Annotated in this window: 23 protein-coding genes; 13 read left to right on the top strand and 10 right to left on the bottom strand. The window is 73.7% G+C overall.

Annotated elements, in window-relative coordinates; translation table 11 throughout:
- Positions 1-42 precede the first annotated feature (42 nt).
- The 3 genes from argG to NZH93_RS00860 all read left to right on the top strand — a co-directional run bounded on the left by argG (position 43) and on the right by NZH93_RS00860 (position 2,468).
- A complete protein-coding gene (argG, locus tag NZH93_RS00870; RefSeq protein ID WP_259620910.1) occupies positions 43-1,488 on the top strand; it encodes an argininosuccinate synthase in 1,446 nt (481 codons plus the stop codon).
- Between the two features lie 266 nt (positions 1,489-1,754).
- On the top strand, positions 1,755-1,982 hold the full coding sequence (locus NZH93_RS00865) for a hypothetical protein (protein WP_259620909.1): 228 nt from the start codon (positions 1,755-1,757) through the stop codon (positions 1,980-1,982).
- A 270-nt stretch (positions 1,983-2,252) separates the two neighbouring features.
- Positions 2,253-2,468, top strand: coding sequence for a hypothetical protein (locus NZH93_RS00860; RefSeq protein WP_259620908.1), 216 nt, complete (start codon positions 2,253-2,255; stop codon positions 2,466-2,468).
- A gap of 40 nt (positions 2,469-2,508) precedes the next feature.
- Here the strand turns inward: NZH93_RS00860 and NZH93_RS00855 are convergent, their stop codons facing one another.
- Positions 2,509-3,360, bottom strand: coding sequence for a hypothetical protein (locus NZH93_RS00855; protein ID WP_259620907.1), 852 nt, complete (start codon positions 3,358-3,360; stop codon positions 2,509-2,511).
- Positions 3,361-3,540: 180 nt separating this feature from the next.
- Between NZH93_RS00855 and NZH93_RS50455 the strand changes: the two genes are divergently transcribed.
- Positions 3,541-6,615, top strand: coding sequence for an AfsR/SARP family transcriptional regulator (locus NZH93_RS50455; protein ID WP_259620906.1), 3,075 nt, complete (start codon positions 3,541-3,543; stop codon positions 6,613-6,615).
- A gap of 27 nt (positions 6,616-6,642) precedes the next feature.
- Here NZH93_RS50455 and NZH93_RS00845 read toward each other — a convergent pair whose 3' ends face one another.
- Positions 6,643-7,101 (bottom strand): calcium-binding protein, encoded by a 459-nt coding sequence (locus tag NZH93_RS00845; RefSeq protein WP_259620905.1) that lies wholly within the window; start codon positions 7,099-7,101, stop codon positions 6,643-6,645.
- A 150-nt stretch (positions 7,102-7,251) separates the two neighbouring features.
- On the opposite strand from NZH93_RS00845, the gene NZH93_RS00840 reads away from it, so the two are divergent.
- The 5 genes from NZH93_RS00840 to NZH93_RS00820 all read left to right on the top strand — a co-directional run bounded on the left by NZH93_RS00840 (position 7,252) and on the right by NZH93_RS00820 (position 11,430).
- The gene (locus NZH93_RS00840) at positions 7,252-7,992 is read left to right on the top strand and encodes an AfsR/SARP family transcriptional regulator (protein WP_259620904.1); all 741 of its coding nucleotides are present in this window, start codon (positions 7,252-7,254) and stop codon (positions 7,990-7,992) included.
- A gap of 145 nt (positions 7,993-8,137) precedes the next feature.
- Positions 8,138-8,818, top strand: a complete 681-nt coding sequence (locus tag NZH93_RS00835) for a DJ-1/PfpI family protein (RefSeq protein ID WP_259620903.1) — start codon at positions 8,138-8,140, stop codon at positions 8,816-8,818.
- 81 nt (positions 8,819-8,899) lie between these two features.
- Positions 8,900-9,727 carry an IclR family transcriptional regulator gene (locus NZH93_RS00830; protein WP_259620902.1) on the top strand — a complete coding sequence of 276 codons (828 nt, stop codon included), beginning with the start codon at positions 8,900-8,902 and terminating at the stop codon, positions 9,725-9,727.
- Positions 9,724-10,572, top strand: a complete 849-nt coding sequence (locus NZH93_RS00825; protein ID WP_259620901.1) for an SDR family NAD(P)-dependent oxidoreductase — start codon at positions 9,724-9,726, stop codon at positions 10,570-10,572. Before NZH93_RS00830 ends, NZH93_RS00825 begins: the two co-directional genes overlap by 4 nt.
- A 24-nt stretch (positions 10,573-10,596) precedes the next feature.
- Positions 10,597-11,430, top strand: a complete 834-nt coding sequence (locus NZH93_RS00820; protein ID WP_259620900.1) for an alpha/beta fold hydrolase — start codon at positions 10,597-10,599, stop codon at positions 11,428-11,430.
- Here NZH93_RS00820 and NZH93_RS00815 read toward each other — a convergent pair.
- The 3 genes from NZH93_RS00815 to xynA form a co-directional block, all read right to left on the bottom strand.
- Positions 11,396-12,247, bottom strand: a complete 852-nt coding sequence (locus NZH93_RS00815) for a hypothetical protein (RefSeq protein ID WP_259620899.1) — start codon at positions 12,245-12,247, stop codon at positions 11,396-11,398. The genes NZH93_RS00820 and NZH93_RS00815 overlap by 35 nt on opposite strands.
- Positions 12,248-12,750: 503 nt before the next feature.
- The gene (locus NZH93_RS00810) at positions 12,751-13,422 is read right to left on the bottom strand and encodes a polysaccharide deacetylase family protein (RefSeq protein WP_259620898.1); all 672 of its coding nucleotides are present in this window, start codon (positions 13,420-13,422) and stop codon (positions 12,751-12,753) included.
- Between the two features lie 66 nt (positions 13,423-13,488).
- A complete protein-coding gene (xynA, locus tag NZH93_RS00805; RefSeq protein ID WP_276022503.1) occupies positions 13,489-14,187 on the bottom strand; it encodes an endo-1,4-beta-xylanase XynA in 699 nt (232 codons plus the stop codon).
- A gap of 323 nt (positions 14,188-14,510) precedes the next feature.
- On the opposite strand from xynA, the gene NZH93_RS00800 reads away from it, so the two are divergent.
- Positions 14,511-15,782, top strand: a complete 1,272-nt coding sequence (locus NZH93_RS00800; protein ID WP_259620897.1) for a hypothetical protein — start codon at positions 14,511-14,513, stop codon at positions 15,780-15,782.
- Here the strand turns inward: NZH93_RS00800 and NZH93_RS00795 are convergent.
- Positions 15,772-16,737: an alpha/beta hydrolase gene (locus NZH93_RS00795; protein ID WP_259620896.1), complete on the bottom strand. Its 966-nt coding sequence runs from the start codon at positions 16,735-16,737 to the stop codon at positions 15,772-15,774. The two genes, NZH93_RS00800 and NZH93_RS00795, sit on opposite strands and share 11 nt — an antisense overlap.
- Before the next feature lie 31 nt (positions 16,738-16,768).
- Positions 16,769-17,074, bottom strand: a complete 306-nt coding sequence (locus NZH93_RS00790; protein WP_259620895.1) for a putative quinol monooxygenase — start codon at positions 17,072-17,074, stop codon at positions 16,769-16,771.
- Between the two features lie 146 nt (positions 17,075-17,220).
- Here NZH93_RS00790 and NZH93_RS00785 point away from each other — a divergent pair, with 146 nt between their 5' ends.
- Positions 17,221-18,096, top strand: coding sequence for an AraC family transcriptional regulator (locus NZH93_RS00785; RefSeq protein WP_259620894.1), 876 nt, complete (start codon positions 17,221-17,223; stop codon positions 18,094-18,096).
- A gap of 13 nt (positions 18,097-18,109) precedes the next feature.
- Here NZH93_RS00785 and NZH93_RS00780 read toward each other — a convergent pair whose 3' ends face one another.
- Positions 18,110-18,688, bottom strand: a complete 579-nt coding sequence (locus NZH93_RS00780; RefSeq protein ID WP_259620893.1) for a TetR/AcrR family transcriptional regulator — start codon at positions 18,686-18,688, stop codon at positions 18,110-18,112.
- Positions 18,689-18,790: 102 nt separating this feature from the next.
- On the opposite strand from NZH93_RS00780, the gene NZH93_RS00775 reads away from it, so the two are divergent.
- Positions 18,791-19,936, top strand: coding sequence for an FAD-dependent oxidoreductase (locus NZH93_RS00775; RefSeq protein WP_259620892.1), 1,146 nt, complete (start codon positions 18,791-18,793; stop codon positions 19,934-19,936).
- 2 nt (positions 19,937-19,938) lie between these two features.
- On the opposite strand, the gene NZH93_RS00770 is transcribed toward NZH93_RS00775, so the two are convergent.
- Positions 19,939-20,802 (bottom strand): LysR family transcriptional regulator, encoded by an 864-nt coding sequence (locus tag NZH93_RS00770; RefSeq protein ID WP_259620891.1) that lies wholly within the window; start codon positions 20,800-20,802, stop codon positions 19,939-19,941.
- A 111-nt stretch (positions 20,803-20,913) separates the two neighbouring features.
- On the opposite strand from NZH93_RS00770, the gene NZH93_RS00765 reads away from it, so the two are divergent.
- Positions 20,914-21,768, top strand: coding sequence for an NAD(P)H-binding protein (locus tag NZH93_RS00765; RefSeq protein ID WP_259620890.1), 855 nt, complete (start codon positions 20,914-20,916; stop codon positions 21,766-21,768).
- Positions 21,769-21,819: 51 nt separating this feature from the next.
- Here NZH93_RS00765 and NZH93_RS00760 read toward each other — a convergent pair whose 3' ends face one another.
- On the bottom strand, positions 21,820-21,942 hold the full coding sequence (locus NZH93_RS00760) for a hypothetical protein (protein WP_259620889.1): 123 nt from the start codon (positions 21,940-21,942) through the stop codon (positions 21,820-21,822).
- Positions 21,943-22,015: the final 73 nt, after the last annotated feature.

The following is a 22,015-nucleotide window of genomic DNA, read 5'->3' as shown; positions in this document are numbered from 1 at the left end:
TAGGGGTTTGTATGATCATGCATCGTCGTGCATAATTGATGCGTGTCCAAAGTGCTCACTTCCCTCCCGGCCGGCGAACGCGTCGGCATTGCCTTCTCCGGCGGCCTCGACACCTCGGTGGCGGTCGCGTGGATGCGTGAGAAGGGCGCGGTCCCGTGCACGTACACGGCCGACATCGGCCAGTACGACGAGCCCGACATCGCCTCGGTCCCGGACCGCGCCCAGCTCTACGGCGCCGAGATCGCCCGGCTGGTCGACTGCCGGGCCGCGCTGGTCGAGGAGGGGCTCGCGGCACTGGCCTGCGGGGCGTTCCACATCCGGACGGGCGGCCGCACGTACTTCAACACCACGCCGCTCGGGCGGGCCGTCACCGGCACCATGCTGGTGCGCGCCATGCTCGACGACGACGTGCAGATCTGGGGCGACGGCTCCACCTACAAGGGCAACGACATCGAGCGGTTCTACCGCTACGGCCTGCTGGCCAACCCGTCGCTGAGGATCTACAAGCCGTGGCTGGACGCCGAGTTCGTCGGTGAGCTCGGTGGCCGCACCGAGATGTCCGAGTGGCTGCTCGCCCGCGACCTCCCGTACCGCTCCAGCGTCGAGAAGGCGTACTCCACCGACGCGAACATCTGGGGCGCGACGCACGAGGCCAAGGCGTTGGAGAACCTCGACACCGGCATCGAGCTCGTCGACCCGATCATGGGCGTCCGGTTCTGGGACCCCGCCGTCGAGATCGCGCCCGAGGACATCACCATCGGGTTCGAGCAGGGTCGTCCCGTGACGATCAACGGCAAGGAGTTCGGCTCCGCGGTCGACCTCGTGCTGGAGGCCAACGCGATCGGCGGCCGCCACGGCCTCGGCATGTCCGACCAGATCGAGAACCGGATCATCGAGGCCAAGAGCCGCGGCGTCTACGAGGCCCCTGGCATGGCGCTGCTGCACGCCGCCTACGAGCGGCTGGTCAACGCCATCCACAACGAGGACACCCTCGCCGCCTACCACAACGACGGGCGCAAGCTCGGCAGGCTGATGTACGAGGGCCGCTGGCTGGACCCGCAGGCGCTGATGATGCGTGAGGCGCTCCAGCGCTGGGTCGGCACGGCGGTGACCGGCGAGGTGACGCTGCGCCTGCGGCGCGGCGAGGACTACTCGATCCTCGACACCACCGGCTCCTCGTTCAGCTACCACCCCGACAAGCTGTCGATGGAGCGCACCGAGGACTCGGCGTTCGGCCCGGTCGACCGCATCGGCCAGTTGACCATGCGCAACCTGGACATCGCCGACTCCCGCGCCAAGCTGGAGCTGTACGCCGGGTTCGGCATGGTCGGCAGCAGGCACTCGGAGCTGATCAGCGCCGCGCAGGTCACGTCGACCGAACTCATCGGCACGATGCCGGACGGCGGCGCGGAGGCCATCGCGTCCCGCGGCGAGGTCGCCGACGACGAACTGCTCGACCACGCCGCCCTTGAGGCCGGCAACGACTGACCGCCCTCCCTTCGCCGAGAGCCGCCGGACACCTGTCCGGCGGCTCTCGACGTTTCCCGACCCGTGTTCGTCGTGCGAATGGGCGACGGCCGCCGGTGGTCATGGCGAAAAACAATGTGGTGAATCGGTCCGGCGGATGATCGGTCGTGCGATCGGGCTATTCCGTCGACGAGCGGATGGTGGCTGTTCGGGATAGCGGATTACTGCACCATGGGTGGTGTCCGAACCGGGGCGAAAACCATTTCGTGTGGAATTCTGGAGGATTCATGGGCGCACTCCGCAGGATTCGCTCGTCCGTCATTTCGGCGACCCTCGTCGTCGTGTCCGGTCTATTCATCGGGCCGTCCGCCTCGGCGGTGGCCACCACCTCGTTCCCGTCGAACGAGCCCTCGGCCACGTTCGCCCCGAGCAGACCCGGCGTCGCGGCCGCCAACACCGTCTGCGCGCTCTCACCAGGGGGAAACGGGGTCTACCGCTACAACGGGTCCGGGTAGACGCAGATCGGTGGTCCGGCCGGGCGGCTGTACGGCGGCGGCTATGGCCTGTTCGCGACCACTCCCGGCGGGAGCGCGATCTACGGTTATCTGGGGTCGCCGAACAACTGGGCGCTGGTCGGTGGTCCCGGCCGCACCTGGGCGGTTACCGGCGGTGCCATTTACGGAATTTCGCCCAATGGCAGTGGCGTGTACCGCTACAACGGGAGTGGCACCGCCTGGACGCAGGTCGGGGGTCCCGCCGATTGGTTGTACGGCGGGAGCTACGGCTTGTTCGCGACTACGCCGAACGGCAGTGCGATCTACGGTTATCTGGGGTCGCCGAACAACTGGGCGCAGGTCGGTGGCGCGGGCTACGAGTGGGCCGTGACCGACGGGGCGATCTACGGGTTGACGCCGAACAGGCAGGAGGTCTACCGGTGGGTGTCCGGTACCACCTGGACGGCGGTCGGCGGTCCGGCCGACCAGATCGTGCCCTGCCCCTAGACCGTGCTCGGGAGGCCGGGACCGACCGGTTCCGGCCTCCTCACCGCCGGAACGGCCTGCGCGGGTCCCGCTTCTCCGCGGTGGGGAACGGGGTGTGCCAGGCGGCCACGTCGTCGGTGCCGCCGGGGTCGGTGTCGGTCTCGGTGTCGACCAGCGAGGCCCAGTCGAAGTCGTCGCGGTGCCGCGGCATGGCGGTGAACCCGACCTCCAGGCTCTCCCACCCGTCGGCCACCGCCGCGCGGGCGTGGCGCACCATCAGGCTCAGCACCACTTCCTCGGCCCGGCTGCGCGGCACCGGCCGCCGCCCGGATTCGAGGTCCAGGGAGAGGTCGTCGAACGACCGCGCGACCAGCCGCCGCCACACCGCGTCCCGGTGCCAGGTGGCCCGCGGGAACTCGTCGAACACCGACCACGCGACCGTCTCGCCCACCGGGTCGTCCCCGTGCTCCAGCACGTCGTCGTAGGCGAAGCCCGCGAGGACCTGCCCGACGCTCCACAGCACCGCCGCCGTCCTCGGCGTCACGGCGGCGCACGCCGGGTCGTCGCACCCGCACGGCGGGAACAGCGCGGCGAAGTCCGGCAGCGGACCGCCCTCCCGGCCGATGTCCTCCACCCGGTACTCGGCCTGGAGCGCGTGGACGCCCGCGACCGAGTCCACCATCGCGCTCGGGTCGGCCAGGATCTCCAGCGCGGCGAGGGGATCGCCGCGGACGGCGTCCCGCGCACCCGCCCGCACCTGCTCGACGGTCGCCACGGAGCCGTCGTCCACCGAGAACTCGACCCCGTCGACGTGCGCCAGCGCCTCACGCTCGAGGGCGGCGGCGTCCCGGACCTCGACGACCACCTCCGCCGTGATCCGCACCCAACGCCCGCCCGACCCCGCGCCGACCATCCACGGAGCCTACTGCGGGACCCGGTGGAGGCGAACGCGCGCGAGGTTCGCCGTCAGCCGGCGCGCGGTCGACCAGGGACGTGACCGCTGTGAACAGGTCGGGTATCGCGGCGATCGTGTCCTTGGTGTCCTACGGGGGCCGCGGAGGTATCAAACCGCCCGGTGGGGGCTCCTCCCTGCGTGGACACCACCAGGGCGGCCCGACCGGTCGGCGAGCCGGGGTCCGCCGTGCGCGCGTTCCTGGTCAGCCCGGCCGCCGCGCCGCGGCCGTTGGACGTCGAGGTGCCCCGGCTCCGGCTGGTGCGGATGCTGGCGCAGCGGTGGGAGCGCGCGGTGACGGTAGTGGTCGCCGGGCCGGGGTTCGGGAAGACGACCGTGCTGGCGCAGGCCCACCGGGCGAACCTGGTGGAGCCGCGGGGGATCGACGTGTGGGTGGACTGCGAGGCGGCCCACGGGAACTCGGTGGTGTTCGCGCGGGTGGTGCTGGCCGGTCTGTCCACGGGGGACGGGGTGCGGGCGCCGGGGGCGCGGGACGTCGTCGACGCGCTGATCCGGTTGGCGCCGGTCGAGGTGAGCCTGGTGCTGGACGACGTGCACGAGATCCCCGCCGGGTCGCCGGGAGCGCTGATGCTGGGGGAGGTCGTGCGCGCCCTGCCGACCACGGCGCACCTGGTGCTGTCCGGGCGGACGGTGCCGGACCTGCCGTTGGCGCGTCGGGAGGCCGCGGGCGACGTGGTGCGGATCGGGACGGACGACCTGTCCTTCACCGACGTCGAGCTGCGGGCGCTGGGGCGGCGGCTCGGGCGGGACCCGGCGCTGGCCGGCGCGCTGCGGGGGTGGCCCGCGCTGGTGCGGCTGGCGTTCGCGGCCGGGCCGTCGGCGCCGTGGCGGTACGCGCGGGAGGAGATCCTCGGGAGGCTGTCGGCGCCGCGGCGCCGGGCGTTGGGCGCGCTGGCGGCGCTGGGCACCGCGAGTTCGGCGGAGGTCGCGGCGGTGACCGGGGACGCGGTCCGCCTCGACGGGCTGGCCAGGGCGGTCCCGCTGGTGCGCGCCCTCGACGACGGCCGGTACCGCGCGCACGAGCTGTGGACCGAGGCGCTGGCCGCGACGATGGCGGCGGAGGAGGCGCGGCACCTGCACCGGAGGGCCGCCGCGGTGCTGGCGGACCGCGGGGACCTGGCCCGTGCGGGGGCGCTGGCGTGCCGGACGCGGGACTGGGAGGTGCTCGCCGACCTCGCGGTGCGACTCGTGAACACCACGCTGTCCGCCCTGCCCAGGGAGATGGCCGAGCGGTGGCTGGGCGCCGTCACGCCGACGGTGGCGGACCGGCCGGAGTTCGTGCTGCTGCGGGCCGCGGTGGTCCACGCCGTCGACTTCACCGACCCGCGCATCGACGTCCTGCTCGACGAGGCCTGGGCCGGACTGCGGGACCGGCACGCCGCCGTCGTCCTCGCGCAGGCCGTGATCACCGCGCACTCGCGGGCGGACGTGGGGCGGCTGGCCGAACTCGCCTGCCGGGCCGACCACCTGCCCGGTCCTCCGACGCCGATGGCCCGGCTGCTGCGGCACAGCGTCGCCGCGACGCTGGCCGAGGTCGGCGGCGATCCGGAGGCCGCGCTCGCCGAGATCGTCCAGGCGCCCGTGCTGGAGGTCCCGCCGGTGATCGCGCTGCCCACGGTGAGGTTCCACTACCACTGCCTGGACATGTGCGGGCGGGGCGCGGAGGCCGCCGAACTCGCGGACCGGACGGTGGGCGGCTCCGACGACGAGCACGTCCGGCTGGCCTCGGCGGTGGCGCGCTGGTTCGACGGCGACCCCTCGGACCTCGGCAGGCTGCGCGACGCGCCACCGCGAAGACCCGGCGGGGTCGTCGGGACGGCGCGGGACGCGTTCGTGACGGCGGCCTTCCTGGCGGTGATCGCGTCCTGCTGCGGCGACGAGCCGCCGTCCTGCGCCGACCCGGACGGCCACGACAACCCGAGGGACGCCGCCCTCGCCTGCGCCGCGCGGGCGGCCGTCGCGGTGGCCTCCGGCGACGAGCCCGCCGCCCGCCGGGCGTACGCCCACCACCTGGCCCGGTGGCCGGTCGACGTGCGGTTCGGCGAACGGCACCTGCGGCGGTTCCTGACCCTCGGCTACGTCCTGGACGAGCGCCTGCGGGCGTGCTGGGACGCCGTCGAGCTGGGCCCGTCGCACCGCAGGGCGCGCGCGGCGGCACGGGCGCTGGTCCGGGCACGGGCGGGTGAGCCGTCGATGCTCGCCCCGGAGCACGCGCTGTGCTTCCTGCCGCTGCCGTGGTCGGTGGAGCTGGCCGCCCGGCTCACCGCGGCGGGTGACGGCGAGGGCGTGGAACTGGGCAGGTGGCTGGCCGACGCGGTCGGCCCCGCCGTGCACCGGGAGTTCCGCCGGGCGGTCCGGTCGGCCGACGAGGTGGTCGCCGCGGGCGCGACCCGGCTGCTGGCCGCCCTGCCGTCGCCGCCGACCCACCGGACCGGCATCGACGTCATCGGCGCGATGCGGGTGACCCGCGACGGCGTCCCGGTCGACGTCCCGCAGCTCCGCCGGACGCGGGTGCGGCAGCTACTCGGGGCGCTGGTGCTGACCCCGGTGCTCACCCGCGACCGGGCCCTGGACCTGCTCTGGCCGGGGCTGGACCCGGCGAGCGCGGCGCGGAACCTCCGCGTCACCCTGACCCACCTCCGGCGGCTGGTCGAACCCGGCCGGTCCGGCGGCGACGCGACCTTCCACGTGCGGTCCGACGGCGACACGATCCGGCTGGTCGGCTCCGCGTGGCTCTCGGTCGACCTGTGGACGTTCGACCTGCTGGCCGTCCAGGTCGACCAGGCCCGCGCGGAGGGGGACGTCGACCGGGCGAAGGACCTGCTCGGCACGGCGGTCGGGTTGTGGCGCGGTGACCCGCTGCCCGACCTGGGGACCCTGGCGGACCCCGATGCAGGCATTGAGATCGACCGGGTCCGCGCGCACCACGTGCGCAACCTGCTCGACCTCGGCGAACTGCGGCTGGTGTCGGGCGAGGCGGCCGGGGCGGAGCACCTCGCCGTCCGGGCGCTCGCGGTGGACCCCTACGACGCGCGCGGCCACCGGCTGGTCCTCGCCGCGGCACTCAAGAGCCGTGACCTCCGCCGGATCGCGACCGCCCGGCACGACGTCCTGTCCGCGCTCCGGCAGCTCGGCGCGCGACCCGACCCGGCGACGGAACTCCTGCTGCGCCAAGCGCTGCCCCCGCGCCGGTGAGCGGCGCGGGGGCAGGGGTCGGGGCGGTCAGGGGCAGTTGAGCAGGACCTCGGTGGCCGGGCAGGCGTCGACGCCCGCTCCACCGTTGCCGCGGTCGCCCAGGTTGTGCGGGCCGCCGTTGAGGACGTCCTCGCCGGAGCCGCCGAACATGTCGTCGTCGTCGCCCTGGCCGAAGATCCGGTCGTCACCGTTGCCACCGGTGAGGAGGTCTTCCTCACCGAGCCCGCAGATGACGTCGTCGCCGCCCAGGCCGTGGATCGTGTCCACACCGGACGTCCCGACGATCACGTCGTTGGTGGGGACGCCGCCGGGGTCGCCGAAGGTGACCATGCCGGGAGCCGGGACGACGATGGTCGCGGGCAGCCCCGCGCAGGTCACCACCGCCGGTGGGACCGGGTCCGGGCTCGCGAGACCGTTCGCGGCCGTCACGCCGAGGCAGAGCAGCACCGCTCCGGTGAGCACGACCAGCCGAGTGCGTAGGTGCATGGGGATTCTCCTTGCCTGTGCCGTGGAGCCGGGTGGCGTCCACGGCACCAGGCAACGCGCGGTGCGCTAACCAGGCGCTGCCCGACTGATCCGCTCGGTGGAACACCGTGGAACGCCTTACCCGTACGGAGGAGGGGAGGCGAACGACCGGTGGACGGAGAGGTGCGGTTGCTGGGGCCGCTGGAGGTGCGCGGTCCGCAGGAGCCGGTCCGCTGGACCGGTCCCCGGCGCAGGGCGGTGTTCGCGCTGCTGGCGCTGGGCTCCGGGCGGCTGGTGTCGCGGTCGTCGCTGATCGACGCGCTGTGGGGCCACCGGGCGCCGCCGACGGCGACGGCCACGGTGCAGGGGCACGTCGCGCAGGTGCGGAAAGCGCTGTCCGCCGCTGGGCTCGGCGGGATGGTGGTGACCAGGGACCCCGGTTACCTGCTCGACCTGCGGCGGGTGCGGGTGGACGTGCACGAGTTCGACGCGTCCGCGCGGCTCGGCCGGGAAGCGCTGGACCGGGGTGACGGCCACCGGGCGGTCGACCGGCTCACCGCGGCGCTCGGCCTGTGGCGCGGGGATCCGCTCGCGGACTGCCCGGTCACCGGCTGGGCGGACGCCGAGGTCGGCAGGCTGCGCGAGGCGCTGACGCTCGTCGAGGAGAACCTCGCCGCGGCGCTGTGCCTGGTGGGGCGGCACGTCGAGGCCATCGGGGAACTGGAGCGGCTGGTCGCCCGGTACCCGTGGCGGGAACGGTTGTGGGAGCTGCTGGTGGAGGCCCAGCACGGGGCCGGGCGGTCGGTGGACGCGCTGCGCACGTACCGGCGGGTGCGGGCGGTGCTCGTCGAGGAGTTCGGGCTGGAACCCGGTCCCGGACTGCGCAGGGTGGAGGCGCTGGTGCTGGCCTGACGCCGCGGCACGCGCCCGGTTCTGTTGGTGGGGCATGGTTCTCGTCCCTGCGCCGCTGTCCGGTGGACGGGATCAGCGGCTCGCGGGAACCCGCGGCGGGGTCCGCACGACCTGTGGGGGTAGGACGAGACCCTGGAGGTTCACGGTGGAGCGTCGTGCTTTCCTGCGCGCGTCGGTGTTGTCGGTGGGTGGGCTGGGCGCGGTGGCGGCCGGTGCGCGGGAGGCGTCGGCGTCGGAGCCGCTGCGCGTGCAGGTGCTGATGTTCGACGGGGTGGAGGAGCAGGACTGGGCCGCCCCGGTGGAGGTGCTGGGCATGGCGGGCGGCGCGATCACCACGACCCTGGTCACCACCGGTCGGCCCGGAGTCGTGACCTGCAACTTCGGCTCGCGGGTCGAGGTGGCCCGCGGGTGGTCGCCGCGGGAGGCGGACGTCCTGGTGGTGCCCGGCGGTGGCCGCTACACCGACCCGGCGGGTCCCGGCGTCCGCAGGCTGATGGCCGACCGGGAGTTCCTCCGCCGCCTGGCCGGTGTGGACGCGCTGCGCGTCGGCATCTGCACCGGTGTCATGGTGCTGGCGGCCGCGGGGGTGACGGCGGGCCGGAACGCCACGACGCACTCCGCGGCGAAGGCGGACCTGGCAGCGCGGGGCGCGACGGTCGTCAACGCCCGCGTGGTCGACGACGGCGACCTGATCACCGGCGGTGGCGTCACGTCCGGGCTGGACGTGGCGCTGTGGCTCGTGGAGCGCTTCGTCGGCGCGAAGACGACCCAGCGGGTGGAGACCATCCTGGAGTACGAGCGGCGCGGCACCGTCTGGCGCGCCTGACAGCGGTCCGCCATGTGGACCACCGGCGTCCGCCACCGGTTATGTTTCGCTGACCCGCATCGACGAGGTTGTGGAGCAGCGGTGAACGAATCGGACGACCGGTCCACCACGTGGACCAGCACGCCCTCCGGCGCCCAGTCGGCTGGCCGGGTGCTGCACGTGCTGCGGCTGCTCGCGACGAACGGCGGCGCCACCGAGTACGGGTGCGGGCTGGGTGACCTGGTGCGGGCCTGCGGGCTGGCGAAGCCGACCGTGCACCGGCTGCTCGGGGCGCTCGTCGCGAGCGGGTTCGCCGAGCAGGACCCGCGGACGTCGCGCTACCGGCTCGGCGCGGAGGCGCAGCTCGTCGGGGCCCTCGCCGCGCGGCGCACGAGCATCCAGCGGATCGCCCAGCCGCTGCTGGCCGACCTCGCCGCCCGCACCCGCGAGACGGTGCTGCTCACCGTGCGGCGCGAGCACGAGTGCCTGTGCCTGCACCGCGAGGACGGTCTGGGCCAGATCCGCACGTACGTGCTGGCCGTCGGCGACACCCACCCGATGGGCGTCAACGCGGGCGGCCTCGCGCTGCTCGCCGCCGAGGACGACGAGACCGTGGCGGCGTCGCTGGACCGCGACGCCGACCGGATCGCGACCGACTACCCGCTGCTCGACCGGGCCCGGATCCTCGACATGATCGCGGCCACCCGGCGGCAGGGCTGGGCGTTCAACGACGGCCGCGTGTGCCCTGGGGCGTGGGGCGTCGCCGTGGTGGTGGGCGACTCCGCCGCGGCCATCACGGTGGCGGGCGTGGAACAGCGGATGCGCGCGGACCGGCGGCGGGAGATCGCCGGGATGCTGCACACCACGGCCAAAGCCCTCGAGAGGCTGCTGCGGGGCAGTGGTCGGGTCGCGGTCGGGGACACGGCGTGACCGGGGCCGGTGCGGTTGTCGGGGGCAGGGTCGTCGGGGGCAGGGTCGTCGGGGGGAGGCTGGCCGGGCGGGTGGCGGTCGTCGTCGGCGGTGGGCACCAGGGTGTCGGGCCGGGTGGGGTCACGGGCATCGGGTTCGCCACCGCCGCCACGTTCGCGCGGCACGGTGCTCGGGTGGCGGTGGTCGACCACGACGCGGAGGCGGCCGGGCGCACGATGGCCGCGATCGTCGACGCGGGCGGTGAGGCGCTCGCGCTGGTCGCCGACGCGACCGACGACGGGCAGGTGCGTGCCGTCGTCGACGAGGTGCTGGACGCGTTCGGCGCGATCGACGTGGTGCACACCAACATCGGCGTCACCGCGCTCGGCTCCGTCGAGGACATCGCGCTCGACGCCTGGCGCACGTCGTTCGCGCTCAACCTGGACACGGTGTTCCTGGCCGCGAAGCACACCCTCCCGCACCTCGCGGCGCACGGCGGTTCGCTCATCACGATGTCGTCGGTCGCCTCGATCCGCTCCACCGGCTACCCGTACCCCGGTTACGCGGCGGCGAAGGCCGCGGTCAACCAGCTCACCCGCACCATCGCGATCGAGTACGCCGGACGCGGGGTGCGGGCCAACGCGATCCTCGCGGGCCTGATCGACACGCCGCTGGTGTACCGGCAGCTCGCGGGCGGGTCGGCGGGCGCGACCCGTGCCGACCGCTCGGCCCGCAGCCCCACGGGGGCCATGGGCACCGCCCAGGACGTGGCCGACGCCGCGCTCTTCCTGGCCTCCGACGAGTCCCGCTACGTCACCGGGGTCCTGCTGCCCGTCGACGGCGGGATGCACGTCCGCACCGGCTGACCCCTTCCCGAGAGGACGACCGCTATGCCCACCTTCACCACCGGCGACGGCGTGGAACTGGCCTACCAGGACCGGGGCGGCGACGGGTTCCCGCTCGTCCTGCTGCCGGGCTGGGGCCAGACCCAGGCGATGTTCCGCCACCAGTTCGACGGCCTGGCGAGCGCCCACCGGGTGATCACCCTCGACCACCGCGGCCACGGCCTGTCGGCCAAGCCCGACCACGGGTACCGGATCGCCCGGCTGGCCACCGACGTGGAGGAACTGCTCGACCACCTCGGGCTCGACCGGGTCGACGCGCTCGGCTGGTCGATGGGCGTGTCGCTGTGGTGGAGCCTGATCGACCGCTCCGGCACCGGCCGCCTCCGCCGGTTCATCGCCGTCGACCAGCCGTCGGCCGTGGCCGCCGTTCCGTGGATGAGCCCTCGGGAGCAGGCCGAGTGCGGCGCGATCTTCGACGTCGAGGCGCTCGTCGCGCTGGGCGGCAGCCTGGCGGGCCCGGAGGGCGGCAAGGCGCGGGAGGACTTCGTGCGCGGCATGTTCCCCGCGGGCGCTCCGGAGGACGTGTGGGAGTTCGTCACCGGCGAACTGGACACGGTCCCGGCGGCGGGCGCGGTGCCGCTGCTGTTCGACCACTGCGCCCAGGACTGGCGCGACGTGCTGCCCGCGATCGACGTGCCGACCCTGGTGATGGGGTCGGAGGTCAGCCACGTCAGCGTGTCGTCGCAGGCGTACGTGGCCGCCCGGATCCCCGGCGCGAAGCTGCACGTCTTCACCGCCGACGTGGCCACCTCGCACTTCCCGTTCCTGGTGAACCCGCCCGCGTTCAACGCGGTGGTGGAGGAGTTCCTGGCGGACTAGGCCGACGGCAGTCCGGACACCGCCCACAGCGCGCCCGCGGCGAGCACGGGGGCAGCTTCGCCGGGTGGCCGGAGTCGCGCGCGAGCTGGACGGCCACCGCCGCCACCGCGCCCACCAGGAACGCGACCCCGCCGAGTGGGCGCACGAGGACGGCGACCAGCACGCAGAACGCGCCGAAGCCGTACAGGCCTTTGAGGACACCGGCCATGGTCCGGGTGGTGGCCGCGCTGCCGTGCTGCGCGTGGACGAACGCCGCCACGACGCTGGTGGCGACGGGGAACGGCGCCAGCAGCCCCGTCCACTTCGGACCCAGCGCGCCCGCGGCCGTGGTCACGGCGAACACCAGCCCGGCGGTCACGACCGCGCGGCCGGGCAGGTCCCACGACGGTGGTCGTCGGCGGACCTCGGGGAGGTCGGGTTTGGTGGCGGGGAGGGATTTCGTCGCGATCGTGGTCGCCAGCAGGGTGATCAGGAGGGCGACGGGGGCGGTGGCGTGCACGAAGGACAGCAGGACGTCCACGACCAGCACGGCGGCACAGTTCAACGCCGAGGTGGCGAGCCAGCCGAACCTGCCGGCCGCGCGGGCGAACACCACCGCGAACACGGCCAACGACACGAGTCCGAGCAACGACGAGGTGGCCGCCGAGGCGGCGAAGTCCGCGCCGTGCGCGCGGTAGGAGATGAACAGGATCGGGCCGGCGACGATCGGGAGGGCGACGAGGACACCCGTGAGGTGCGGCCCCCAGCGGCGACCGGCGAGGGTCGACGCCACGACGAGCAGGGGAGCGAGGAACAGCTTCAGCGGCAGGATCTCCACTTGCCGCCAGTCTGCCAGACCCCCGACACGGCCTGGTCACGGCACCGGGTGGTGGTCAACGGGCGGGGGTGGGGGCGTGCGCCGCGCCTGGGCTGTCGCGCCGGGTGGTGGTGAGAGGCGGGTGGCGGCGGGGTGCGCGGGTGGTTCCGGTGTCGTCAGGCCGGTTTGCGGGCAAGGGTGGCTTCGCAATGGGGCGGCGGTGACGTGCGTGCGTGGGTGGTGCCGGTAATTGTGGGTCAGGGTGGGCTTTGCGCTGGGGTGGCGGTGTGGTGCGTGTGCAGGCTGTCGCGCCGGGTGGTGGTCTGGGTCGGTTGGTGATGGTGTGCGGGTTGGGCCAGGGCGGGTTTCGTGTGGGGGCTGTGGTGTGGTGCGTAAGCGTGCGGTGCCGGGACCGCGCCCCAGGCCGTCATCCGGCCCGGCAGCGGCAGCGGCAGCGTCGGTGTAAGGCCTGCTGCCGGGTGCGACCCCCGTCGGTCGCACCCGGCGCTCCCCTTACCCCCAGGTCAGCCGGGGGCCACGGCCCGTCCGGTTTGCGGGGAGATCATGCCCGCGCACAGGCCGCGGCTCGCCAAGCCCTGGGCGATGCGCGGGATCGCGGCGCGGGTGTTCGCGGGCCACTCGTGCATGAGGATGACCTGGCCGTTGGTGAGCCTGGCGTTGGCCTGGACGATGGCGTCGGTGCTGGCGCCGTTCCAGTCCTGCGAGTCGACGTCCCAGATGACCTGCGTCAGCCCGTACCTGGCCGCGACCGACCGCACGGTCGCGTTGGTCTCGCCGTACGGCGGGCGGAACAGCCTCGGTGTGCCGCCGCCCGCGTTCGCGATGGCCTGCTGGGTGCGGGAGATCTCCGAGTCGACCTGCGCCTGGCTCTGCTGCGTCAGGTGCGGGTGGGAGTAGCTGTGGTTGCCGATCCACATGCCCGCCTGGGCCTGGGCCCTGACCTGGGTGGGGTTGGCGGCGGCGTAGTTGCCCTGGTTGAACATCGTGGCGCGCAGACCGTTCTGCCGCAACGCGTTCAGCAGGGCCGGGGTGTTGCCGGACGACGGGCCGTCGTCGAAGGTGAGTGCGACGTAACCGTTGCAGGCGGCGGCGTTCGCGGGTGTCGCGGTGGCGGCGCTCGCCAGCGCCAGCGCGGCGACGGCCAGTCCGGTGACCAGTGGGTGTTTCGTGCGCATGCGTCTCGTTCCTCCATCACTCCGGTGTGGGCGGCGGTCTCCCGGAGCCGGGAGACCGCCGGTCGGTCACTGCACGGTGAGGTTGGAACTGCCGCTGCTCTGGTACCCCTCGGTCGCGAGGATCATGTAGTAGTTGAAGCTGCCCAGCCTCATGTTCGCGCGGGACCACGCGTCGAAGTGGTTGCCGGTGGTGATGGTCCCGCCGGTCTTCTTCTGCTGGCGGACGCTCCAGAACTGGGGGAACGTCTTGTTGTTGCCCTCGATCGACGGGGCGTTGTACCTCATCGTCTGGTAGATGTCGTACGTGCCGCCGTCGGTGGTCACCGAGCCCTTGTAGGTGCCGGTGGGCCGGTAGTTGCCCCAGTTGTCGACGACGTAGTACTCGACGAGCGGGTTGGACGTCCAGCCGTAGAGCGCCAGGTAGCCGTTGCCGGACGGGTTGAAGCTGCCCGAGTAGCTCACCGTCCTGCGCGAACCGTTGCTCCAGCCCTTGCCGCCGACGAAGTTCCCGGTGTTGCGCCACGAGGTGCTGTAGTTGCCGCCGGAGCCCAGGGTGATGCAGGCCGATCCGCCGCCGTCGGTCCACCACGAGTAGTAGTAGCCGTTGTGGTTGCCGGTCTGGCTGTTGCACGTGGCGGCGTTCGCCACGCCGACCGAACCGGGCAGGAGCGCCATGACCAGTGCGGCGCAGGCGCCGCCTGCCAGCACCTTGAAGCGGCCGGGACCGCGGCGTTTCGGACGTGCGGGTGCGTCGGTCGTGCGCATGCTTCCTCCTCGTTGAGGGTGTGACGCGGCGGCGAGGCAGCGTGATGCGACCCGACGGGCTGCGGCCGGGGACCGCGGTGGTCGGTGACCCGGAGCGACGGTGGTGAGCCCTGTCGACACAGACAGTGTTGGACGGGGTTCCCGAGGTTGTCAACGGGTTTCGGGAATGTTTCGGAAACTATCTTTGGTGGAATGGAGGTGAAAGGCGGCTTCAGCTCACAAATGTCCCCGACGTTGAGCAAGCAAGGCTGAATCGATTGACCGTGTGAGAGGTCATCAACGGCGAAAGTTTCGAGCGTTCACTGGCGGTTTATGATCATCGAATGCCCCGACGACCGCTGACCGCGCGTCAACTCCTGCGGTGGGCGCGCCTGCTGGTCGCCGTCGGCGTCACGGCCTGCGCGCTCCTGGGCGCGGTGCGGCTCGTGGCGCCCGCCACCGCCGGGACGGCCGGTGAACCCGCGGGCGTTAGGCGGCAACTGGAGTTCCTCCGCGCGGAACTGGACGACGGGGCGGGCGCGGAGGCGCAGGGCCAGTTCCCCGAGGGCAACTTCTTCCTGCACGCGCTGTACGGGCTGAGCTGGGTCGAGATCGGCCTGCGCGAACCGGACGGCGAGCGGGCGGAAGCGCTGCGGGAAGCCAGGTTCGCGTTGGAGCGGCTGGACTCGCCGTTCGGCCGCCGCCCGTTCAGCCCGGCGCTCTCGCCGACGTACGGCGTGTTCTACCGGGGCTGGGACAACTGGCTGCGTGGCGGGGTGCTGAGCCTGCAACCCGCCGACCGCCGCGATCCCGCCGAGCTGGAGCGCTTCACCCAGGACTCGACCGCCCTCGGCGCGGCGTTCGACGCCTCGGCCTCGCCGTACCTGGCGGCCTACCCCGGCCAGGCGTGGCCGGTCGACTCGACCGTGGCGATGGCGTCGCTGCGGCTGCACGACACCCTGCTGCCACCGCGGTTCGCCGCCACCACCGAGCGCTGGCTCCAGGGCGTGCGCCAACGCCTCGACCCCGGCACCGGGCTGCTGCCGCACCGGGTCGACCCCGACACCGGCGACCCGGTCGAGACGGCGAGGGGCAGTTCGCAGAGCCTCGTCCACCGGTTCCTCCGCGAGGTCGACCCGGTCTTCGCGGACGAGCAGTACCGGCGCTTCCGCGAGCTGTTCGTCGTCTCGCCGCTCGGGCTGGGCCCGGCCGTCCGGGAGTACCCGCACGGGGTGGACGGCCCGGCCGACGTCGACTCCGGCCCGCTCCCGCTCGGGGTCAGCCTGTCCGCGAGCGTGGTCACCCTCGGCGCCGCGCAGGTCAACGGCGACGACCGGCTCGCGTCGGCGCTGGCCAACCACGTCGAACTGGCGGGGCTCCCGGTCGACACCCCGTGGACCAAGCGGTACGCCCTCGGGCTGGTGCCGATCGGCGACGCGTTCCTGGCGTGGTCGAAGACCGCCCGGCCGTGGCTGGCGCCGCCGCCGTCCCCGCCGCCCGCGAGCGTCTCGGCGTGGTGGCGCGTGCCGCTGCTGCTCCTGCTGGCCGTGGTCGGCGCGGTGCCCTGGCTGCCCGCGCTGGTGCGGCGGCCCCGGGCGCGCACCGCTACGGGGTAGGCGCGTCCAGGACGCGGGCCAGCCAGTCGCTCCGCGTCCGGCGGGCCGCGAGGGACACCTGCGCCCGTGGGTGCAGGGCGTCGAACCCGTGGCAGCCACCCGCCCAGAGGTGCAGTTCCGCCTGCCCGCCCGCCGCCCAGATCCGGGAGGCGTAGGCGACGACCTCGTCGCGGAAGACCTCGGCCGTGCCCGCGTCGAGGTAGGTGGCCGGCAGGCCGGAGAGGTCGTCGGCGACGGCGGGGGAGACGTGGCCGGGCACGTCCTCGGCCGCGAGGTCGCCGAGCACCGACCGCCAGCCGAACCCGTTCATCTCGCGCGTCCAGACAGCGGGGTCGCCGGAGTACTGGAGGCTCGACGTGGTGCTGTTGCGGTGGTCCAGCATGGGGCAGATCAGCACCTGGGCGGCGATCGGCGGCCCGCCGCGGTCGCGGGCCATCAGCGTGACGCCCGCGGCGAGTCCGCCGCCCGCGCTGATGCCCGCCACGACGACGCGGGTGGGGTCGACGCCCAGCTCGTCGGCGTGCTCGACCGTCCACAGCAGACCGAGGTGGCAGTCGTCGACCAGCGTCGTGCCGGTCACCTCCGGTGCCAAGCGGTGGTCGACGGTGACGACCACCGCGCCGAACCGGAACAGCCAGTCGAGCGGGATGTCGATCTGGGAGAAGCGGTCGCCCATGACCATGCCGCCGCCGTGGATCCAGTAGACGCACGGCGCGGGCGCGGTGCTGTCGGCGCCCGCGGGGCGGAAGACCGACAGGGGGATCCGCGCTCCGTCCGGGGTGGGGACGGTGACCTCCCGGCGTTCCACGGCGCGGCCGTCGAGGAGGGTGTCGACCGGCGTCGACGGGTACCGCCGGAGTTGGGCGAGCACGTCGAGGTCGATCTCGGTCATCAGCGGCGTGCCGTCGAGCAGCGCGCCCAGTTCGGGGTCGAGGTCGGGGCGGGCGGGAGCCATGGTGGAGGTCCTCTCGGTGGGTGGGGGCTGGTCAGAAGGCGGCTTTGCCGCCGACGGGCACCGCGTCGACGTACTCGGATTCGCCCGCGAGCAGCGGCTGGAGCCGCTCGACCAGCGCCTTGGCCCGCTCGGTCGCGAAGAACTCGCCGTGGGCGTCCCGGCTGGTCCAGCCCTCGGTGACGAACACCGTGTCCGGGTCGCCCGCCGAGCGGCTGACCAGGAAGACGACGCAGTCCGGGTTCGGCAGGGACGGCGCGTCGAGCAGGAACGCGACCAGTTCGTCGCCCTTGCCGGGCCGCGCGGTCAGGGTGGCGTGGAAACCGTGGTTGACGAGCACGGTGCTGTCTCCTTCGTCCGGTGGAGCGGGGATTTCGATGACCCAAGAAAACCAGCTCCACCTGCTGGAACGGTAGAACGATGCTCTTCGGCGCTTGCCTGATCCTCTCGTTGTGGCGAGCATCGTTCCGTGCTTCACTCGGGGGCATGGACCTCGACGAGCTGCGTGCGCTGCTGCACCGCCACGCGCGCCCCGACACGACCACGGCGATCGAGGACGTGCTGATCTCGAAGGTCGAGGGGGAGACCGAGCCGTCGTCGTCGATGTCGGGCACGGTGCTGGCGCTCATCGCGCAGGGCGCGAAGCACATCGCGCTCGGCGACCGCGTGTACGAGTACGGCGCGGGCCAGTACCTGATCGCCTCGGTCGACCTGCCGATCACCGGCCACTACGTCGGCGTCAGCCCCGAGCACCCCGCCGTGGGCTTCGGCCTGACCCTGCGCCCGGCCGCCATCGCCGACCTGCTCCTGCGGGCGGGGCCGGGTGACCTGCCGCCCGCCGGGGGCGGCACGCCGTCCGGGCTCGCGGTCAGCGCCGCGTCCGACGGCCTGGTCGACGCGGTCGTCCGCCTGCTGCGCCTGCTGGACGAGCCCCGCGACATCACCGTGCTGGCGCCGCTGGTCAAGCGGGAGATCCTGTGGCGGCTCATCACCGGGGAGCAGGGCGCGGCCGTGCGCCAGTTGGGCTTGGCCGACAGCGGTCTCAGCCACGTCGCCCGCGCGGTCCGGTGGATCCGCGACCACTTCGCCCAGCAGTTCCGCGTCGACGAGGTGGCGCGGCTCGCGGGCATGAGCGCGTCCGCCTTCTACCGCAACTTCCAGGCGGTCACGGCGATGAGCCCGATCCAGTTCCAGAAGCAGATCCGCTTGCAGCAGGCCAGGTTGCTGCTCGCCGCGGACCCCACCGACGTCACCGGCATCAGCCGCAGGGTCGGCTACGACAGCCCCTCGCAGTTCAGCCGCGAGTACCGCCGCCAGTTCGGCGCGCCGCCCAGCCTGGACGCCGTCCGCCTGCGGGCCTGAGACCGGGACCTCGTCAGCCCGCGAGCGTCGACCAGCCCCGGTCGAGCAGCGCGAACACGCCGTCCAGCGCGCGCACGGGGTCCGGGGCCGCGCTGATGAAGTCGGGGCTGTCCAGGACGAAGTGGGCGAGCGCGGCGCACCTGGGGTCGTCGGGTGGGAGGCCCGCGTCGGCGGCGACGGCCGCGGCGAGGCTCGCCTCGTGGCGCAGCCACATGCCCCGGCGGTAGTCGCGCAGCGCGGGGGTCTCGTCGAGCAGGCGGCGGAAGCCCGCCATGTCCGGGTCGGTGTGGCGGCGCACGACGTCGTGCTCGACGAGGGCGCGCAGCGCGTCGACCACCGAGGTGCCCGGCGCCCGGTCGCGGACCGCGGCGGCGAGCGCTTCGGCGCGCCCCGCGTCCTCGTCGAAGACGAGGGACTCCTTGGTGGGGAAGTACTTGAACAGCGTGGTGGTCGCGACGTCGGCCGCGTCGGCGATCTCGCGGACCCCGACGGCGTCGAAGCCGCGGTCGAGGAAGAGCCGCAGGGCCGCGTCGGCGAGGGCCTGCCTGGTCGCGGCCTTCTTGCGTTCACGCCTGCCCGCGGTCTCCTGCACGGACACACCCTAACAAATGCTGGACCGAGTTAAAAGGTGTAGCAGTTGCACATATGCAACCGCTGTGCTTTTGTGGGGGAAACCCGGAAAGGCGGTACCTCCGTGACCACGTCCACACCACCCCGCATCGCCGTCATCGGCGCGGGCCCCGGCGGCCTGACCTGCGCGCGGATCCTGCAACGCGCGGGCATCCCGGTCACCGTCCACGAGCACGACAGCGCCCCGGACTCCCGCGACCAGGGCGGCACCCTCGACATGCAGCGGACGACCGGCCAGGCCGCGTTGCGCGCGGCCGGGCTGCTGGAGCGGTTCTCGGCCATCGCCCGGCCCGAGGGGCAGGACATGTCGACGCTCGACAAGCACGCCACCGTCCTGGCCGAGCACGTCGCGGGCCCCGACGAGCACGACAGCCCCGAGATCGACCGCGCGGACCTGCGCGCGCTCCTGCTCGACTCGCTCGACCCCGGAACGGTCCGGTTCGGCGAGACCCTCGACCACGTCGTGCCGCTGGGGCGCGGCGTCCACGAGCTGCGCTTCCGCGACGGCGGCACGGCGACGACCGACCTGCTCATCGGCGCGGACGGCGCGTGGTCGAAGGTGCGGTCGCTCGTCTCGCCCGCCCGCCCGTTCTACGAGGGGGTCATGTTCATCGAGATCCGCTTCGACGACGTCGACCGGAAGCACCCGCGGATCGCCGAACTGGTCGGTCGGGGCGGCATGTTCGCCATGCAGGACGAGAAGGCGCTCATCGCCCAGCGCCAGGCACGGGACCGGATCAGGGCCTACGTCGCGTTCCGCGCGGATCAGGGCTGGGCGGACGGCCTCGACGCGGCGACCGTGCGCGCCTCGCTGCTGGCGATGTTCGCGGACTGGTCACCGCGGCTGCGGGCCCTGCTCACCGACTGCGACGACGCGTTCATCCCGCGTCCCCTGCACGCGCTGCCGGTCCCGCACGTGTGGAACACCCGTGCGGGCGTCACGATCCTGGGCGACGCCGCGCACCTCATGTCGCCGTTCTCCGGACTGGGGGCCAACACCGCGATGCTCGACGGGGCCGAACTCGCCCAAGCGGTGATCGGCTCCGCCGACCTGTTCACCGCGCTGGCCGACTACGAGGCCGTGATGCTCCCGAGGGCGGCGGCCAACGCGGCGGACTCCCACGAGGCGCTGCACTCGGCGCTCACCGCGGGCCTGCCGGACCTGGACCACCTGGCCGACGGCGACCGCGCCACCGCCGCGTCGGGCTGACCTCAGCCGGACGCGGCGGCGGCGCGGACCAGCGCCGCGGTCGCCGTCGAGCGGGACTGCTGCGGCCACGCGATGGACAGGACCGCGGGCGGTGCGTCCGGGACGGGGACGTAGGCGATGCCCGGCCGGGGGTAGCGGGCGACGACGGAGTGGGGGAGCAGGGTGACGAGTTCGCCCAGTTCCACGAGCTTGAGCAACTGGGGCAGGTCGCGGACGCCGTGCGTCTCGACGATCCCGTCCAGGAAGCGGGCGACGTCCTCGGGGCGGGCCGGGTCCGCGATGGGCAGGCCGAGTTCGGCGAGGCGGACGTGGTCGCGGTCGGCGAGCGGGTGTCCCGAGGGGACGGCGGCGACGCGGACCTCGACGGCGACGGTCTCGGTGTCCAGGCCGGTGCGGTCGAACGGTTCGTGGAGCAGGGCGACGTCGGCCTCGCCCCGGCGCAGGAGCCGGGCCTGCTCGCCCCAGCCGCACAGGTGGACGGCAAGGGGGATGGCCGCGGGATCGGCCGCGTAGTCGGCCAGGATGGTGTCCAGCAGGCCCGCGTCGCTGTCGGCCTTGACGGCCAGGACGAGCTTCGGTTCGCGGGCGGCGGCCCGCTGCGTCCGGCGGGTGGCCGCGCCGAGGGCGTCCAGCGCGATGCGGGCCTGGTCCAGCAGGACGGTCCCGGCGGGGGTCAGCGCGACGCTGTGGGTGGTCCGCTCGAACAGGGTGACGCCCAGGTCCGCTTCGAGGGCGCGGATCGCGCGGGACAGGGGCGGGGCGGAGATGCCGAGCCGGTCGGCGGCGCGGGAGAAGTTGAGCTCCTCGGCGACGGCGACGAAGTACCGCAGCGGCCGGGACTCCACCTGGCCACCCCCGATCGGCATGTCCCCCAGGGTAACAGTCCTGAGCACGGCGATCCTTCCGGCGCGGCGGGGTCGCGGGCATCGTGATCACCAGGCCCAGGAATTGGGCCGGTCACTGGAGAACGGGTTGTCATGATCATTGTCAGCGGTGCCACCGGAACCCTCGGCGGCGCGGTCGTCGAGCGGTTGCTCGACCGGGTCGCGCCCGACCGGGTCGGCGTGTGCGTCCGGGACCCGGCGAAGGCCAAGGCTTTGGAGGAGCGGGGCGTCCGCGTCCGCCGCGGCGACTTCGCCGACCCCGCGAGCCTGGAGCACGCGTTCGAGGGAGCGACGCGGGTCCTCGTCGTGTCGGTGGACTCGGCGGGCGAGACCGCGGTGCGCCTGCACGGGGACGCGATCGGCGCGGCGGTGAAGTCCGGTGCCGCCCGCGTCGTCTACACCAGCCACATGGGCGCGAACCCGGCTTCCCCCTTCGCGCCCATGCCCGACCACGCCGCCACAGAGGAGGTGCTGCGGCACTCGGGGGTGGCGTACACGGTGCTGCGGAACGGTTTCTACGCGTCGTCGGCGCACCTGCTGCTCGGCGCGGCGCTCACGACGGGCGAACTGGCGTTGCCCGAGGACGGCCCCGTGTCCTGGACCGCCCACGCCGACCTGGCCGAGGCGGCGGCGGTCGCGCTGGCGGACGACGTCCTCGACGGCGTGACCCCCGCACTCACCGGCGCTGAGGCGGTCGACATGGCTGGTGTCGCGGCCATCGCCTCGGAGTTGACGGGCAAGCCCGTCCGCCGGGTCGTCGTCTCCGACGACAAGTATCGCGCGGGCCTGCTGGCCCACGGCGCACCCGCCCACGCGGCCGACCTGCTGGTCGGCCTGTTCGCCGCGAGCCGCCAGGGCGAGTTCGCACGGGTGGACCCGGCGCTGCCCCGACTGCTCGGACGGCCCGCGCTGCCGCTGCGGGAGGTGCTGCGCGCGGCGATCGGCTAGCCGGTGGTCACCGGTGCCCGCACCGCCTCCGGCCGGTGCGGGCACCGGTCGTCAGGTGCCGTTCCGGTTCCGCCGCCGGAGGAGCCGGGCCAGGCGGTGGTCCTCGGCCACGCGTTCGGCTTCCCTCCGGCGCTGCCGGACGACGACCATGGCGTAGACGTGGTGCAGGTGCATCGTGGTGCCTCCGGTGGTGGGTGGGGGGGGGCCCCCCCCCCCGCGGCCCCCCCCCCCCCCCCCGGGGCGGCCG

This window comes from Umezawaea endophytica (genome assembly GCF_025061645.1).
Lineage (GTDB): Bacteria > Actinomycetota > Actinomycetes > Mycobacteriales > Pseudonocardiaceae > Umezawaea > Umezawaea endophytica.
Note: the sequence above shows the minus strand (reverse complement) of the source record. Positions and strands in the feature narration are given on the sequence as shown.